Annotated in this window: 14 protein-coding genes; 8 read left to right on the top strand and 6 right to left on the bottom strand. The window is 63.2% G+C overall.

Annotation, left to right across the window (positions count from 1 at the left end):
- Positions 1-228: 228 nt before the first annotated feature.
- Positions 229-2,031 (bottom strand): monovalent cation:proton antiporter-2 (CPA2) family protein, encoded by a 1,803-nt coding sequence (locus tag J3364_RS21775; protein ID WP_349560255.1) that lies wholly within the window; start codon positions 2,029-2,031, stop codon positions 229-231.
- 246 nt (positions 2,032-2,277) lie between these two features.
- Between J3364_RS21775 and gloA the strand changes: the two genes are divergently transcribed.
- Positions 2,278-2,835, top strand: coding sequence for a lactoylglutathione lyase (gene gloA, locus J3364_RS21780; RefSeq protein ID WP_123635089.1), 558 nt, complete (start codon positions 2,278-2,280; stop codon positions 2,833-2,835).
- A 259-nt stretch (positions 2,836-3,094) separates the two neighbouring features.
- Here gloA and J3364_RS21785 read toward each other — a convergent pair whose 3' ends face one another.
- The 5 genes from J3364_RS21785 to atzF all read right to left on the bottom strand — a co-directional run bounded on the left by J3364_RS21785 (position 3,095) and on the right by atzF (position 8,749).
- Positions 3,095-4,018 carry a DMT family transporter gene (locus J3364_RS21785; RefSeq protein WP_349560256.1) on the bottom strand — a complete coding sequence of 308 codons (924 nt, stop codon included), beginning with the start codon at positions 4,016-4,018 and terminating at the stop codon, positions 3,095-3,097.
- A 252-nt stretch (positions 4,019-4,270) separates the two neighbouring features.
- A complete protein-coding gene (locus J3364_RS21790) occupies positions 4,271-4,558 on the bottom strand; it encodes a ComEA family DNA-binding protein (RefSeq protein ID WP_123635091.1) in 288 nt (95 codons plus the stop codon).
- A 506-nt stretch (positions 4,559-5,064) separates the two neighbouring features.
- On the bottom strand, positions 5,065-6,096 hold the full coding sequence (locus J3364_RS21795; RefSeq protein ID WP_349560257.1) for a 2-dehydropantoate 2-reductase: 1,032 nt from the start codon (positions 6,094-6,096) through the stop codon (positions 5,065-5,067).
- A gap of 81 nt (positions 6,097-6,177) precedes the next feature.
- Positions 6,178-6,906: a GntR family transcriptional regulator gene (locus J3364_RS21800; RefSeq protein WP_349560258.1), complete on the bottom strand. Its 729-nt coding sequence runs from the start codon at positions 6,904-6,906 to the stop codon at positions 6,178-6,180.
- Positions 6,907-6,913: 7 nt separating this feature from the next.
- A complete protein-coding gene (gene atzF / locus J3364_RS21805) occupies positions 6,914-8,749 on the bottom strand; it encodes an allophanate hydrolase (RefSeq protein ID WP_349560259.1) in 1,836 nt (611 codons plus the stop codon).
- 500 nt (positions 8,750-9,249) lie between these two features.
- On the opposite strand from atzF, the gene urtA reads away from it, so the two are divergent.
- From urtA to ureA, 7 genes are all read left to right on the top strand, one after another.
- Positions 9,250-10,563, top strand: coding sequence for an urea ABC transporter substrate-binding protein (urtA, locus tag J3364_RS21810; RefSeq protein WP_349560260.1), 1,314 nt, complete (start codon positions 9,250-9,252; stop codon positions 10,561-10,563).
- A gap of 147 nt (positions 10,564-10,710) precedes the next feature.
- Positions 10,711-12,336: an urea ABC transporter permease subunit UrtB gene (urtB, locus tag J3364_RS21815; protein WP_349560261.1), complete on the top strand. Its 1,626-nt coding sequence runs from the start codon at positions 10,711-10,713 to the stop codon at positions 12,334-12,336.
- A gap of 3 nt (positions 12,337-12,339) precedes the next feature.
- Positions 12,340-13,485 (top strand): urea ABC transporter permease subunit UrtC, encoded by a 1,146-nt coding sequence (gene urtC, locus J3364_RS21820; RefSeq protein ID WP_349560262.1) that lies wholly within the window; start codon positions 12,340-12,342, stop codon positions 13,483-13,485.
- Positions 13,482-14,306 carry an urea ABC transporter ATP-binding protein UrtD gene (gene urtD / locus J3364_RS21825; RefSeq protein WP_349560263.1) on the top strand — a complete coding sequence of 275 codons (825 nt, stop codon included), beginning with the start codon at positions 13,482-13,484 and terminating at the stop codon, positions 14,304-14,306. Before urtC ends, urtD begins: the two co-directional genes overlap by 4 nt.
- Positions 14,306-15,004 carry an urea ABC transporter ATP-binding subunit UrtE gene (urtE, locus tag J3364_RS21830; protein WP_203142986.1) on the top strand — a complete coding sequence of 233 codons (699 nt, stop codon included), beginning with the start codon at positions 14,306-14,308 and terminating at the stop codon, positions 15,002-15,004. The genes urtD and urtE overlap by 1 nt, the downstream gene beginning before the upstream one ends.
- The gene (locus J3364_RS21835) at positions 15,001-15,921 is read left to right on the top strand and encodes an urease accessory protein UreD (protein ID WP_349560264.1); all 921 of its coding nucleotides are present in this window, start codon (positions 15,001-15,003) and stop codon (positions 15,919-15,921) included. Before urtE ends, J3364_RS21835 begins: the two co-directional genes overlap by 4 nt.
- Before the next feature lie 352 nt (positions 15,922-16,273).
- Positions 16,274-16,576 carry an urease subunit gamma gene (gene ureA / locus J3364_RS21840; protein WP_111494800.1) on the top strand — a complete coding sequence of 101 codons (303 nt, stop codon included), beginning with the start codon at positions 16,274-16,276 and terminating at the stop codon, positions 16,574-16,576.
- Position 16,577: the final 1 nt, after the last annotated feature.

The raw sequence follows: 16,577 nt of genomic DNA on the forward strand, positions 1-16,577 counted from the left end.
CGCCTTGGGCGCCGCTATGCGGAAACTGGTGCAGATGGCCTACGGCGTGCTGAAGCACCAGCAAGGCTACGATCCTCAGTGGGCAGCGTAAGCCCATTGAGGACTGTAGGGACAGATGGTATCTACGTGGCCGCCCCATGGGCGGCTCCGAAGGTGCCTGAAATCCTCCCGGTGGCCTAAAGGCCTGTTCTGACGGTAAGGCGCCGGCGACAAGGTATCAAAATCCCCTCACTCGTCCTTTGTATTCTCGTCCTGATCCTGATCTTCCTCAAACAGCCGCTGCAATTCTTCGGCCGCATCCCGGGACGACTGCAGGATCTTGGCCGCATCGTGATGCAGACCCTTCTCGTGCTGGCGAACCAGGTTGCGTTGGTCGGTGTCCCGGAACAGGCGCACGTATTCCTGGGCCTCTTCACGCTCACGGCCCAGGCTGACCAGCATCTCCTCCGCCATCAGCAGAGCCGAGTGGTAGGTTTCCCGCACCAGCCAGCGCACCCCGGCATCCATCAACAGATGGGCATGGCGACGATTGCGGGCCCGGGCAAGGATGCGGACGTCCGGAAAATACTGGCGGACCAATCGCACGGCGCGCAGCGAGGCATCGATATCATCAATCGCGAGAATGAACACGCTGGCTTCCCCGACCCGGGCCGCCCGCAGAACGTCCAGCTGGGACGCATCACCGTAGTGGACCTTGTTGCCAAAGCGCCGCACCACGTCCACCTGGTCCGGGTTGATGTCCAGGGCGGTAAACGGAATCTTCAGTGAGCGGAGCAGGCGACCGCTGATCTGGCCAAAGCGCCCGAAGCCGGCGATGACCGCCCCGGTTTTGCCATCGTCTATGGTGTCGAACGGCGGTCGGGTGTCGCTGGCAAAGCGTTTGACCAGCGTCTCGAACACAAACAGCACCAGCGGTGTCAGCACCATGGAAATGGTCACTACGGCGATCAGCTGTTCGTGGAGCTGGCGATCGATCAGCTGCAGCTGCGTCGCCAGCGAAAAAATCACGAAGCCAAATTCACCGCCCTGACTCAGCAGCAGGCCCAGCCGCATGGCGCTGATGCCGTTCAGCTTGCCGCCCCAGCGACCGATCGCCGCGACCAGGATGGCTTTGATCAGCATCAACAGCGCCGCGCCGGCAATCAGTTTGAGCGGTTCGGCCAGCACGGCACCTAGGTTCAGCGTCATGCCGACGGAGATAAAGAACAGCCCCAGCAGCAGGCCCTTGAACGGCTCGATGTCCGCTTCCAGCTGATGGCGGAATTCCGAGTCCGCGAGCAGCACGCCGGCGACGAAAGCGCCGAGCGCCATCGACAGCCCCACCGACTCCATCAGGAACGCTGTGCCGGTCACCAGCAGCAGCGCGGCGGCGATGGAAATCTCCCGCACCCGGGTGGCGTGGATAAAGCGCAGGGCGTGGCGCAGCAGGTAGCGGCCGGCGATCACGATGGCACCGAAGATCAGGGCCACGCGGCCGACGCCGTAGGCGATCTCCTGCCAGCTGGCCGCTTCATCCGGGCCGCCCGAGGCGAGGAACGGGATGAACGCCAGCATCGGCACCGCCGCCATATCCTGGAACAGCAGGATCGTGAACGACAGGCGGCCGTGACCGGTGGCCAACTCCTTCTTTTCAGCCAGCAACTGCAGGACGAACGCGGTGGAAGACAGCGCCAGGCCACAACCGAGCACCACCGCCAGGGTGAGCGGATACCCGGCCAGCATGATCAGCCCGCCAATGCCGACAATGCCGCTGACCACCTGCATCGTGCCCAGCCCGAAGATGGGTTTGCGCAGGGCTTTCAGGCGCGAGAACTGCAGCTCGAGCCCGATTACGAACATCAGCAGCACCACCCCGAACTCGGAGATGTGCAACATGTTGTCCACATCGCCCACCACACCGAGGCCGTGGGGGCCGATCAGTACACCGGCCGCGATATAGCCCAGCAGAGCGCCCAGGCCGGCGCGTTTGAACAAGGGTACGGCGACCACCGCCACGAGGAAGAGAACAACAAGTTGGCCAAGAGGGTTCATGCGTATCCTTACTGCCGGCAAACCGGAATGGCGGGTAATAGGGGGCAACGGCTTGAAAGTTTAGCCGACGCGCCCCATGGTTAATGTAGTGGTAAACCGCCTTGTTGTGTATCAGGGCGCCCCGGAATACAACGCGCACGCAAGACGCCGACTGACGGCGTCGTCCAATTTTAATCCTCGAAACGTATAACGAAGTCTTGCTTTGAGAGCGAGTTCGTTCTCATGCGTCACTACAGGAGCCATGACATGACCCCCCATTTTGAGGAAGCCCCCGGTCTTTCCACCGAAATTGATCCGGCGACCGACGGCTATGTATTCAACCAGACCATGATGCGCATCAAGGATCCTGAGCGCAGTCTGGATTTCTACACTCGCGTGCTGGGCATGCGCTTGATCCGCAAGCTCGATTTCCCCGAAATGCAGTTCACCCTGTACTTCCTCGGCTATCTGGATGACCGGCAGGCGACCACCGTGCCGCAGGGCGATGGCCATCGCACCACCTACATTTTCGCCCGCGAAGCCATGCTCGAGCTGACCCACAACTGGGGCACCGAGGACAAAGAGGATTTTGAATACCACAACGGCAACGACGAGCCCCAGGGCTTCGGCCACATCGGCATCGCCGTGCCGGACGTCTACCAGGCCGCCGAGCGCTTTGAATCACTGGGCGTACCGTTCCAGAAACGCCCGGACGACGGCAAGATGAAAGGCCTGGCCTTCATCCGCGATCCGGACGGCTACTGGATCGAGATCCTGCAGCCGAACATGCTGGAGCGTCAACGCAAGGAAGCGCAAGAGGGCTGAGACCCGAATCACGAAGAAGGCCGGGCATGTCCCGGCCTTTTTTGTGGGCTATTGGAAGGGGAAGCGTTCACCCCGGACTATCGTGGGTAGGTTGGGCTGACGCAGGAAGCCCAACATTCGAGGCACGCGACCGCCTCCAGGCAGAATCGATTTGACTCGGGGCGCCGCTTTACGTCCGTTCTCGACTCCCAGGATCGACGATATTATTCGGTATGGCTTGTGTTGGGCTTCCTGCGTCAGCCCAACCTACCGAAGCCGGTCAATCGTCCCGAGCCGGCGATCCATTTCTCGACGCCACCAACACCGACAGCGTCAGCACCACCGCCCCGATGACCCCAAGGGTGCCCAGAGACTCTCCCAGGATCATCCACGCCAACAGCGCCGCAAACAACGGTTCCAGCGTCACGATGATGCTGGAGGTGGTCGCCGGTGTGGTCTCCATGCCCCGGAAGAAGCAGACATAGCCCACGCAGGTCGGCACGATGCCGATGTAGGCAATCAGCAGCCAGTCGAATCCATCCAGGGCGCCCAGCCCGTCGAGGCTGCCGCTGAGGTACGCGATGGGCGCCAGGACGATGGCGCCGGTGGTAAAGCAGATAAAGGCTGTCCCGAACACCGATCCGCTGCCGGACACATGCCGGCTGGTCAGGGTGAACGCGGCATAGACTGCCGCCGCCAGGACGGCAATCATCACCCCGCCCAGACGGGTAGCGTCAGGGTTGCTGATATCCCCGGAGACCAGCATCAGGGTGCCGACAATCGCGCTGATCAGCGCCAGAACGGTGGTCAGTGTAGGGCGCTCGCCCAATAGCGGTGCCGCTGCTATTGCGACAAGAACCGGTGCCAGGCAGAGCGTGATCAGGGTGGCGATCCCCGCCCCGGTCAGGTCGACGGCCCACAGGTAAGCCCCCTGATAGCCCGCCTGCAAAAAGCCCAGCCCCACCAGTCCGATGAACAGGCCCCGGCTAAGACGGAACCCGCCGGGCTTGCGTGTACGCCACATCAGTACACCAAAAAAGGGGCAGGCTACGCACAGGCGCAGGAAGGCCAGGGCCAGCGGCTCCAACTCACTGCGGGTAAACAGGGTTTTGGCGGCAATGCTGGTGGTCGCCCAAAGCGCAGCCGCAATGGCAATCAGGATCGCACCGCGCACGGCGGCATTTTTTGAGGATAAAACGGTCATGACTCAAATCTCGTCCGGTATAAAAAGAGAAGGATGTAGAGATAACAACCGGACAGGCGGGTGCAGCGCTTTACGCTCCAAAAAGAGCGAGTCGCTGCGTTATCCAGTCCATACCCGGTTCAGGACCGGACAGGCGGTGGTGTGCGTTTTCCGAAAAGGTGGGTCAGTTTCATCATGCCGCGAGATTAGCGGGAATCGGCGGGCGTGGCAACCTGCGGGGGCCGGCTCCCGCAGGCTGATGCGGGTTGCGGCTTACTGGACGGTGATGTGGCTGCGGTTGCTGTCCAGTGTGGCGGCGCCAATACCGTCCACCTTGTCCAGGTCGGCGACGGTCTTGAACGGGCCGTTGGCCTTGCGGTAATCGATGATGGCCTGGGCCTTCACCTCACCGATGCCGTCCAGTTGCTCGGACAGGGTCTTGGCGTCGGCGGTGTTGATGTTAACGGTGGTGGCTGCCTTGTCCGTGGCGGCACTGTCGGCCATGGCGGCGCCGGAAAGCAGGGTAGCGAATACAAAGAAAGCTGAGATGAGAAATTTCATGAAGTCTCCATGGTTCGTTGCAGTGTGTTGTTCAGCGAAGAACGCACAGCGTGCAAACCGGCCAGGATCGCAAAGCGCAGCCATCGTCGAGGCTCCGGCAGGGAGCTTACGAGGAGATAGTCAGGAAGTGAGTGTCGTTTGGAGAAAAAAGACAGTCGAGGTGGAATCCATGAGAAGTGTTAAGTCACGGATGCGGGCCCACAATCCTTGTGCACCCGTTCCGTGGCTTAAAAGCCCTGATCCGTTGGGCTGAAATATCCCTATAGCGCCTGATCCTTCAGGCTGAGTCCGTCCCTGAGCGACCTGATCCTTCAGGTTGTCCTTTCCCTGTGTGCCTGTTCCGTCAGGCAATAACTTCCTTGTGCTGCGTCCGTGCAGTTCTGCGTCCTTGCTGAAAACAAGTTTACTGGATCGCGGGATTTGGCAAATCGGACATTCACGCTCGCGCGTGTGCGAAATGGATTACACGCACGTAATCGTTTGGAAAGGTCGGTCGTCAGATTCTCTCAGGCCTTGCGTGACGCGGTGTTCAGGTTTGTCAGCAAGTCTTCGCCGGACAGGTTTTTCAGGGTGCCCGCCTCGGCCTGGCGGACCAGGTCCACTAGGCATTGGTTCACTGGCGCCGGCCGACCAAGGCGTCGGGCCAGCTGCACCACCTCGCCGTTGATCCAGTCCACCTCCGTGCGACGTCCGGCTTGCAGGTCCTCCCACATGGACGAGCGCGCCAGCGGGTCGATAGAGAGCATCGCCTGGGCCAGCCGCTGGAACAGCCAGTCGGGCAGGGACATCACCACGGGAATCAGCGGCATGGGGACCGCGGCGAGTTTGACGGTGGGAATATCCGCCGACCGCAGCAGCGCCAGCGTTTCCCGCTGGGCCCGGGCCAAGCAGAGGCGGTAGGCCCGTTGTGAGAGTTCCGCCTTGAGCGGCAGGCCCGACAGGGCATTGATCGGATTGTTGAGGTTGAGCAGCAGTTTGGACCAGAGCACCGCATGCATGTCGGGCTGCAGGCTCAGAGGCAGACCGGCGCGGGCAAAGGCGTCCTCCACCGGCGGCGTGATGGCCAAGTGCCGGGCCGCCATCAGCTCGCCTTCCGTACCGTGGTGGAAATGGCCCGGCGAGCGCTGCAGCACGTTAAAGGGCACCATGCCCGGCAATACCACCTGATCGGGCAGCAGCGGGGCCAGCCGTTCGGCATTGGAAATCCCGTTCTGCAGGCTGATGACGACGGTCCCGGGCGCCAGATACGGCGCCATGGCCTGGCCGGCTTCCTCAGTGGCTGCGGACTTGACGGTAAGCAGCACCAGATCAGCGCCGGCGACGGCCGCCGGATCGGTGGTGTAGTGCTCGGGCGACAGCGTCAGGGTGCTGTCGACGCCCTGGTAGTCGCTGACGCGCAAGGGGTGCGTCTGGAACAGCGTCGCCAGGCGATCGCGGCCGATCATCACCACATCGGCGCCACCGGCCAGCAGGCGACCGCCCAGATAGCAGCCGATGCTGCCAGCGCCGAAAATCGCAATACGGGGTGTCTGAGCCATGAACGTCTTCCGGTTATTGTTGTGCCCGACAACATAGCCGGAATTGTCACCGTCGTCTGTAAACCGGTTGACAGTTGCCGTTCAGTCCGGCTTTTTCTGGCGCTGCAGGGCCGCCGCCTCGCGAATCTTTTCCATGGTGATTTCCCGCACGGCGGCCTGGCTGGCCCGAATATGCGCGGTCAGTCTGGCGGCGGCTTCGGCCGGGTTGTTGTTGGCCAGGGCATCGAGGATCTCGGCGTGCTCTTCGTAGGTGGCGTCCACCCGGTCGCTGAGGGTGAAGTCGAGTCGGCGGATGACGCGCAGGCGCTCGGTGATTTCCTGGTGGATGCGGGTCATTTCCTGATTGCCGGCGGCCGCGACCAGGTCGCAGTGAAAATGCTCGTCCAGCGCCCGAACGGTGCTGCCGAAGGCCCGTTCCGATGGGTGGTCCGGTCGCCAGACCGCATTGAGCTGGCGCAGGACCGCCGGCGCTGTGGTCTGACGGCATAGCTTGTGAACGGCCGCCCGCTCCAGGGTGATGCGCAGGTCGTAGAGTTCATCCACCTTGCGGGAATCCAGCGGCTGCACCTGCCAGCCGCTGCGGAACAGCACCTCCACGTAGCCTTCCCGCTGCAATCGATAGAGCGCTTCGCGTACTGGCGTGCGGCTCGCCGACAGCCGGGTGGCGACTTCCCCTTCGCTGAACTTGTCGCCGGGAATCAGCCGGAATTCGAAGATGTCCTCCTTCAGTGCTTCATAAACCCGGTCCGCAACGCTGGCCCGTCGACGCGGTGGGTCATTGCCCGTTTCGGTTTCACGTGTCTTTGCCATAACGACCTCAGGCCGTGGTCTGTTTCAGGCTTTCGATATAGGCGCGCCAGCCGCCGAAATGGGTGACGTCCAGCGCTCCTTCGAAGCCGTAGCCCTCGCAGACGAAGCCGTTGACCCAGGTGCCGTCCGCCAGCTCCACGTTGCCGATCCCCAGCGGCGGCGGCACCAGGTCCACAAACGAGCCGAAGGCCGCCGCCGGCACGCGCCACACCTCCACGATGATGGCGGCGCCGTCGTCGGCGGCCACCCGGCGCAGGCCGGGTTTGGCCGGTATGGTGCCGGGCAGCGCATACAGCCGGTAATTGGACGTGGTGGTGGTTTCTGCGATGCACACCGCCTCTCGCTCGAGCAACTGCCCGTTCAGGGGCATGCCGCTCAGGTGAGCACCGACGACCGCCACATCGATGGTCCCTTCACCGTCGGCGGACGTTGGCAGCGTTTCTTTGGGGCGAGGCCGACCGGTGGCCCCCAGGGTTGTGGGATGGCTATTCAGCCAGCGGACGGCGAGTTGCTGCAGGTCGCTGTCCCGCCAGGCGCCGCTGATCAGCGTCAGTCCGAAGGGCTGGCCGTCGGTGCGGAAACCGGCGGGAATGGCCAGGGCGCTCATGTCCGCCAGGTTCACGAAGTTGGTGTAGGTGCCCAGCAGGCTGTTCACACCCACCGGATCGGCGGCGACTTGCGCCCGGGTCGGGGTGATCGGCGCGGTCGGCACCAGCAAACCGTCCACATCGCTCAGCAGGTGATCGATGGCCTTGAGCAGCGCCTCCCGTCGGTAGATCGCGTTGAAAGTGTCGGTGGCCGAGAAGTGTCTTGCCTTCTCAATGATGCCGCGCACCACCGGGTTCATCCCGTCCGCATGCTCTGCCATAAAGGATTCGATCGCCGCATGACGCTCGGCCACCCACGGCCCTTCATAGAGCAGGGCGGCCAGTTCGAACAGGAGGGTGAAATCCATCGGCACCAGCGCGACGTCCAGTGCACTCCAGCGGCGCAGCAGGGTGTCCCAGGCTGCGGCGTTGCGGGCGTCGCCAAACCAGTTGGGATCGACTGGGATAGCCAGGCGCGAGATGGGGCCGGGGCGTCGCAGCGCCGGCGTCGATGCAAACGCGGGCGGCGCGCTGCGGGAATAGGGATCGGCGGGTTCCTCACCGCGTATCAGCTCGAACACCTCACCGGCATCGCCAATGGTCAACGCAAACACGGAGACACAGTCCAGCGACCGGCAGGCGGGCACCACGCCTTCAATGCTGATGGCGCCTTTGGTGGGTTTGAGACCGACGATGTTGTTGAGCCCCGCGGGCACCCGGCCGGAGCCTGCGGTGTCTGTCCCCAGCGAAAACGGCACCAGCCCGCGGGCCACCACCGACGCGGAACCCGAGCTGGAGCCGCCGCTGACAAAGTCAGGGTTGAAGCTGTTGGGCACCTCACCGTAAGGCGATCGGGTGCCCACCAGACCGGTGGCAAACTGGTCCAGGTTGGTCTTGCCCACAATGATCGCGCCGGCTGCCCGCAACCGGCTCACGGCCGCGGCGTCCTTTTCCGGCGTGTAGGCAAAATCGGGGCAGGCCGCGGTGGTGGGAAAGCCGGCCACATCGATGTTGTCCTTCACTGCGCAGGGGATGCCATACAGCGGCAACCTTTTTCGGTCGCCGCCCGCCCGTTCCAGGCGATGCGCCAGGTCCGACAGCGCCGTTTCCAGCTGATCGTGGGTCAACCGGCTGATCCAGGCCGGGTCGTCCTCGGCGAGCTGGTCCAGTAATCGGGGCAGAAGGTCCGCCGGTGTCTTTTGATGCTGGTAGGCCTCACGCCAGTCGGCGAGCGTCCATCCTCGAAGGTCGGTCATGGGAACATCCTTTGTGGTCAGCGGGGAGGGAGGCGTGGCTCCCTTGTATACAAGAGCCTTTCGCAAGCCGCGTGCCATTCCAGATCGATGGTCGGAAAGCCTTTAAAAACAAGCGGCTGTCGATTCGTTGCACGTGATGGTGCGTCTTCGAATGCACTGCGTGTGAGCAGGGACCGATCAGGGGCGCTATCACGGTGCGCGTCAGGGTGCCAAGGAGGCCATGTTCGACGTGATTCAGTAACTCTTTGCCGATATTGAAGTTTTCCGCCGGCAGCCCGAGGATCGGACTTTCGGTAGCGTTGCACTTATATGGTGCGCAAATAGAGCGCCTGACTTCTATCGGGGCGTCGGTGTCGTCGTGAGAGGGGCGATTTGATGCCTTGTATACTAGATAAGTTTATGAAATTTAAAAGGTAATTCAGTGCTGGAATGCTGGATGCACTGCCGTGGGATGCGTTTGAAGCATTGGAAAACCCAACCAGGATAAAAGGACGCATTCCATGAAAATCAAAAAGCAAATAACAGCAGGCTTATCTGCGCTGGCTCTGTCTCTGACCGTTTCCGTTTCTGCCCCGGTGGCCGCCGCCGACGAAGGCCCGATCAAGATCGGTATCCTTCATTCCCTGTCCGGCACCATGGCCATCAGTGAATCCACCCTGAAAGACACCATGCTCATGCTCATCAAGGAGCAGAACGAGAAGGGCGGCCTGCTGGGCCGCAAGCTCGAGCCGGTGGTGGTGGATCCGGCCTCCAACTGGCCGCTGTTCGCCGAGAAGGCCCGCGAGCTGCTGGCCAAAGACAAGGTCGACGTCATCTTCGGTAACTGGACGTCCGTCTCCCGTAAATCCGTACTGCCGGTGGTCGAGGAACTGAACGGCCTGCTGTTCTACCCGGTCCAGTACGAAGGTGAAGAATCCTCCGAAAACGTGTTCTACACCGGTGCGGCGCCCAACCAGCAGGCCATCCCGGCGGTGGATTACCTGATGAACCAGGTCGGCGTGAAGCGTTGGGTCCTGGCGGGCACCGACTACGTCTACCCGCGCACCACCAACAAGATCCTCGAAGCCTACCTGAAGGATCACGGCGTGGCCGATGACGACATCATGGTCAACTACACGCCGTTCGGTCACTCCAACTGGCAGTCCATCGTTTCCGACATCAAGAAATTCGGCAGCCAGGGCAAGAAGACCGCCGTGGTCTCCACCATCAACGGCGACGCCAACGTGCCGTTCTACCGCGAACTGGCCAACCAGGGCATCAAGGCCGAGGACATCCCGGTCGTTGCCTTCTCCGTGGGTGAGCAGGAGCTGTCCGGCATCGACACCGGCCCGCTGGTCGGTCACCTGGCCGCGTGGAACTATTTCATGAGCGTCGACACCGACGCCAACTACGACTTCATCGACAAGTGGGTCGCCTACACCGGCAAGGAAGACGCCGTGACCAACGACCCGATGGAAGCGCACTACATCGGCTTCAACATGTGGATGCAGGCGGTCAAGAAGGCCGGCACCACCGATGTGGACGCGGTTAAGGACGCGATCATCGGTGTGTCCGTGCCGAACCTGACCGGCGGCTACGCCACCATGATGCCCAACCATCACATCACCAAGCCGGTGCTGATCGGCGAGATCCAGGACAACGGCCAGTTCTCCGTCGTCTGGCAGACCCCGACCACCGTGGCCGGCGATGCCTGGTCGGATTACCTGCCGGGTTCCAAGGACCTGATCAGTGACTGGCGCAAGCCCCTGCACTGCGGCAACTACAACGTCGTCACCAAATCCTGCGGTGGCAAGTCTGAAGTCGCTGCCGAGTAAGGCGAAGACCGGTGCGGGTGTCCTCCGGGGCACCCGCCCACCTCAAGGCACAGGGCGGGCGTTTCCGAAAGGGACTGTCGTCGGGTTGTCGCAGCCCTTTTTCGAAGCGTCGCCGCCTCAAGGATTCACATTGATTAGGACGCAACCATGAGCATCATCCGATCGCTCAAACAGCTGCTTATTGTCTGCCTGTTGTCGTTGCCGGTGCTTGGGCACGCCCAGGCCAACGACGAGCAGGCCCAGTCGTTACTGACCCAACTGGCGGACTCTTCCTACGCGCAGAAAGGGAAGATCGCCGGTGAGATTGCCCGCAGTGGCGACGATCGCGCCCGGGGCTGGCTGGAAGCCTTCTCCGCCGGCAAGCTTGCCCGCATCGAACCTTCTAAAGGTGACGCTGAGGGCTCCGGCAAATTCGTCATCGTACTCTCCAACCGCGGCCGCAACTGGAAAGTCCAGGACGCCCTGACCGGCGACGACCTGGGTGAGATCTCCCGCCGCGATCTGGATTCCATCCGCGTTAACAACTCCTTGCGCAGCGAGATCGACGGCATTCTCTCGGTCATCGACCTGACCGTGAACGACGCCGACAAGCGTCTGGAAGCCGCCCGGGGCCTGCGCGGCAACGTGGACGAGGCCATGGCCGGGAAGCTGACCGAACTGATGGCCAGCGAAGAGGACGGCGACGTCAAGGCGACGCTGAATGAAGCCCTCGCCATCTACAAGGTGGAAGAGCAGGGCGACATCGAGGCGGTGAAGACGCTCTCCGGCAGTCTCAACTCCGAAGCCCGAGCCGCCCTGAACAGCGCCACCTACAGCGACGACCCGGCCCTCAAGAAAGCGGCCCAGGACGCGCTGGCCTCCATCGAAACCAAACTCAAATGGAACCGCGCCGCCGAGACCCTGTACTTCGGTCTCTCGCTCGGTTCCGTGCTGGTGCTGGCGGCCATCGGGCTGGCCATCACCTTCGGCGTCATGGGCGTGATCAACATGGCCCACGGCGAGCTGATCATGCTCGGCGCCTACACCACCTGGGGCATGCAGCAACTGCTGCCGGGGCAGCCCGGACTGGCGCTGATCCTGTCCATCCCGGCCGGTTTTCTCGTCTCCGCGCTGGCGGGCGTGGCCATCGAGCGCAGCGTCATCCAGTTCCTCAAGGGCCGTCCGCTGGAAACCCTGCTGGCCACCTTCGGCATCAGCCTGGTGCTGCAGCAGCTGGTGCGGACCGTCATTTCCCCGCTCAACCGCACGGTGATCACGCCGGACTGGATGAGCGGCTCCATCATGGTGAACGAGGCCCTGTCCCTGACCCTGAATAGGCTCTACATCATCGGCTTCGCGCTGGTGGTCTTCGCCGGCCTGATGCTGATCATGCGCAAGACCCGCCTGGGTCTGGAAGTGCGCGCCGTCACCCAGAACCGCGCCATGGCCCGCTCCATGGGCATCAAGGCCACCAAGGTGGACATCATGACCTTCGCCCTCGGCTCCGGCGTTGCTGGCCTTGCGGGTGTGGCCCTGTCGCAGATCACCAACGTCGGCCCCAACCTGGGCCAGAACTACATCATCGACTCCTTCATGGTGGTGGTGTTCGGCGGCGTCGGGAACCTGTGGGGCACGCTGGTGGCCGGTCTGTCGCTGGGCACCATCAACCAGTTGCTGGAACCCTGGGCGGGCGCCGTCCTGGCCAAGATCCTGGTGCTGGTCTTCATCATCCTGTTCATTCAGAAACGCCCGCGCGGATTGTTCCCGCAGAAGGGCCGAGCGGCAGAGGGCTGATCCATGAGTTACTCCCAATCCTGGCTCACACGCCCGTTTACTGAACGTTCGACTCAGCTATTCCTGGGCGTCCTGTTCCTGGCCGTCATGGTCGTTTCCGTACTGCATCTGGTGATGCCGGAAGGCAGTGCCCTGTACGTGAGTTCCTACACCGTCACCCTGCTGGGCAAGTACCTGTGCTACGCGCTGCTGGCGGTGGCCGTCGATCTGGTCTGGGGCTACCTCGGTATCCTCAGTCTGGGCCACGGCGCCTTCTTTGCCCTCGGCGGCTACGCCATGGGCATGTACCTGATGCGCCAGATCGGCGATCGCGGCGTCTACGGCGATCCGATCCTGCCGGACTTCATGGTGTTCCTGAACTGGGATTCGCTGCCCTGGTACTGGCACGGCTTCGACATGGCCTGGTTCGCCTTCGTCATGGTGCTGCTGGCTCCGGGCCTGCTGGCGCTGGTGTTCGGCTTCCTCGCCTTCCGCTCCCGGGTGACCGGCGTGTACCTGTCGATCATCACCCAGGCGCTGACCTTCGCCCTGATGCTGGCCTTCTTCCGCAACGAGATGGGCTTCGGCGGCAACAACGGGCTGACCGACTTCAAGGACATTCTCGGCTTTGACCTACGCACCGACGCGGCCCGCCTCGGCTTGTTCATCGCCACCGGCATCGCGTTGGCGGTGGGCTATGTGATCTGTCGCGCCATCGTCACCTCCAAGCTGGGCCGCGTCAGCGTGGCCTGCCGGGATGCCGAGGCGCGCACGCGGTTCCTGGGCTATCGGGTGGAACGGGTGCAGCTGTTCGTGTTCGTGGTCTCCGCCATGCTGGCGGGGGTGGCCGGGGCGCTCTACGTGCCGCAGGTAGGCATCATCAACCCGAGTGAATTCTCGCCGCTGTTCTCCATCGAGATCGTGGTGTGGGTGGCCCTGGGCGGTCGCGCGACGCTCTACGGGGCGGTCATCGGCGCGATCCTCGTCAATTACGCCAAAACGGTGTTCACCGGCATTATGCCGGACGCGTGGCTGTTCGCCCTGGGCGCGCTGTTCGTGCTGGTCACCGTGTTCCTGCCCAAGGGCATCGCCGGCCTGCTGCCGGGCCTGAAGAAGAAAACGGATGATGAATCCGAAGCACCCACCAGCGGCAAGGAGGCCACCGCATGAGCATCATGAGCGAGCTGACCCACCGCGAGCGGGTCTTTGATTTCCTGACCCCGACGGCGTCCCCGGTGGACGTCCGTCACGGGCCGATCCTCTACCTGGAAGACGTCACCGTCAGCTTCGACGGCTTCCGGGCCATCAATAACCTGAACCTGACCATCGACGACGGCGAACTGCGCTGCATCATCGGGCCCAACGGCGCGGGCAAGACCACGATGATGGACATCATCACCGGCAAGACCCGCCCGGACGAAGGCTCGGTCTGGTTCGGCAGCCGTCACAACCTGCTGACGATGAACGAGCCGGACATCGCCACCCTCGGTATCGGTCGCAAGTTCCAGAAGCCCACCGTGTTCGAGGCCCTGACCGTGTTCGAAAACCTCGAACTGGCCATGGCCACCGACAAGCGGGTGCTGCCGACGCTGACCGCCCGACTCACCGGCGAGGCCAAAGACCGCATCGGCGAGGTGCTGACCACCATCGGCCTCACCGAGCTGCGCCACCGCGAGGCGGGCATCCTCTCCCACGGTCAGAAGCAATGGCTGGAGATCGGCATGCTGCTGATGCAGAAGCCGCGCCTGCTGCTGGTGGACGAACCCGTCGCCGGCATGACCGAACAGGAAATGGAGCGCACCGCCGAACTGCTCACCAGCCTGGCGGGCAAACAGTCCGTAGTGGTCGTGGAGCACGACATGGGCTTCGTCCGTTCCATCGCCCGCACCGTGACCGTCCTGCATCAGGGCAGCGTGCTGGCGGAAGGCTCCATGGACGACGTGTCCAACGATCCCAGGGTGATCGAAGTCTATCTGGGGGAGGGCGCCTGATGCTCAAGATCGAAAAACTCAACCAGTTCTACGGCGAGAGCCACACCCTCTGGGACCTCGACCTGGACGTGCCCCAGGGCCAGTGCACCTGCGTCATGGGGCGCAACGGCGTGGGCAAGACCACCCTGATGAAATGCGTTATGGGGGAAGAAAGCGTCAAGGACGGCCGCATCCTGTTCGCCGGCGACGTGGAATTGACCCAACGCAAGATCGAGGACCGCTCCCGCCTGGGCATTGGCTATGTGCCACAGGGGCGCCAGATTTTTCCGCTGCTGACCGTCGAGGAGAACCTGCGCACCGGCCTGGCCGTGCGGCAGGACGGCAGCAAGACCATCCCCGAGCGGGTCTACGAGCTGTTCCCCGTGCTCAGGGAAATGAAGAACCGCCGCGGCGGCGACCTCTCCGGCGGTCAGCAACAGCAGTTGGCCATTGGCCGCGCGCTGGTGATCGAGCCGCGCCTGCTGATCCTCGACGAACCGGGCGAGGGCATCCAGCCCAACATCGTCGCCCAGATCGGCGAGGTCATCCGCAAGCTGATCGAGGAAGACGGCCTGACCGTGCTGCTGGTGGAGCAGAAACTGCCGTTCGCCCGCAAGTACGCCGACCGCTTCGCCATCATGGACCGGGGCCGTCGTGTGGCTGAAGGCGAGATCGCCGAGCTGTCAGACGCACTCATCAAGCAGCACCTGACCGTATGACGATCTTCGCACCCCTGAACACGCCGCTGCCCAACGACCGCGCGTCCGCCAACGACTCCGGTCACCGCTTCGACACCGGGCGGCGCTGGGCGGCGTCCATCGAACTGGGCTTCGAGGCCCGGCGCGAGTCGCTGCAGCGCATCACCCGACTGGTCCGCCGCCGCCACTACGGCCCGCTGCGGGTCCAGAAGCCGTTTTACCCGGAAGGCCGCGACGGCTGCTGCCACGTGTACCTGCTGCACCCGCCGGGCGGACTGGTGAGCGGCGACGCGCTGTCCATCACCGCCTCGCTGGCGGAAGGCGCGCACGCGCTGCTCACGACCCCCGCCGCCGCCAAACTCTACAAGGCCGACAGCCACGGCGTCGCCTGGGCCCAGCACACGCACCTGAACGTGGCCGACGGCGCCACCCTGGAATGGCTGCCCCAGGAAACCCTCGCCTTCGACGGCTCACGGGGCGAACAGACCACCACCATCGACCTCACCGGATCGGCCCGCTGCATCGGCTGGGAAGTACTGGCCCTCGGCCGCCCGGTGGGGGATCTGCCGTTCGTCAGCGGCCACCTGGAACAACGCTTCCGCCTCACCCGCGACGGTCGCCCCCTGTGGATCGAACGCCAGCCCATGGACCCCACGCATACCCGGTTCAAGGGCCACTGGGGGCAGGGCGGCAGCACCGTCCAGGCCACGTTGTGGGCGGTGGGTTTAGAGGATGAAAACGAAGCCATCGAAGCCCTGCGCGAGCAGATCACCGCAAACCCGAGATGGGCGGTCACCCGCCGCCGGGGCGTGTTGCTGCTGCGCTACATCGGCCACGAACGCAACGAGGCCTGGGCCATTTGCCAGCAGGCGTGGGAAATCATGAGGCCGAGAATGACGGGGCAAGAAGCTCATATACCAAGGATCTGGATGACCTAGGAGGTAGGTTGGGCTGACGCAGGAAGCCCAACAATAAGCAGTCACCGGACGTTCCCGTTATCGGGGGCTGGCCTGGAGCCTGGCTTGGCGATCATCGGATTGGATGAGATTGGCCGCAAACCTTGTCTGTTGGGCTTCCTGCGTCAGCCCAACGAGCTGGATGACATGCATTCCCTCTCCCCTTGCGGGAGAGGGTCAGGGAGAGGGGGAGGCGCCAAAGGCGCCCTCTTTGGTAGTCACGACCAAGAGCGAGGCTTTCGCCTCGTCCCCCTCTCTCCAAACCTCTCTCCCGCGAGGGGAGAGAGGCTTAAAAGACACACGAAAGAACATCGCAAACAACGGAGTTACGACGATGGAACTCACCCCCAGAGACAAAGACAAGCTGATGCTGTTCACCGCAGCACTGCTCGCCGAGCGCCGCAAGGCCAAGGGCCTCAAGCTCAACTACCCGGAATCCGTGGCCCTGATCAGCGCCGAAATCCTCGAAGGCGCCCGCGAAGGCCGCACCGTCGCGGAACTCATGAGCCTGGGCACCGAAGTGCTGACCCGGGACGACGTGATGGAAGGCGTCGCGGAAATGGTCGACGAAGTGCAGGTCGAAGCCACCTTCCCGGACGGCACCAAACTCGTGACTGTTCATAACCCGATTGTGTAAG

Source organism: Marinobacter sp. NFXS9 (genome assembly GCF_040148665.1).
Classification (GTDB): Bacteria; Pseudomonadota; Gammaproteobacteria; order Pseudomonadales; family Oleiphilaceae; genus Marinobacter_A; species Marinobacter_A mangrovi.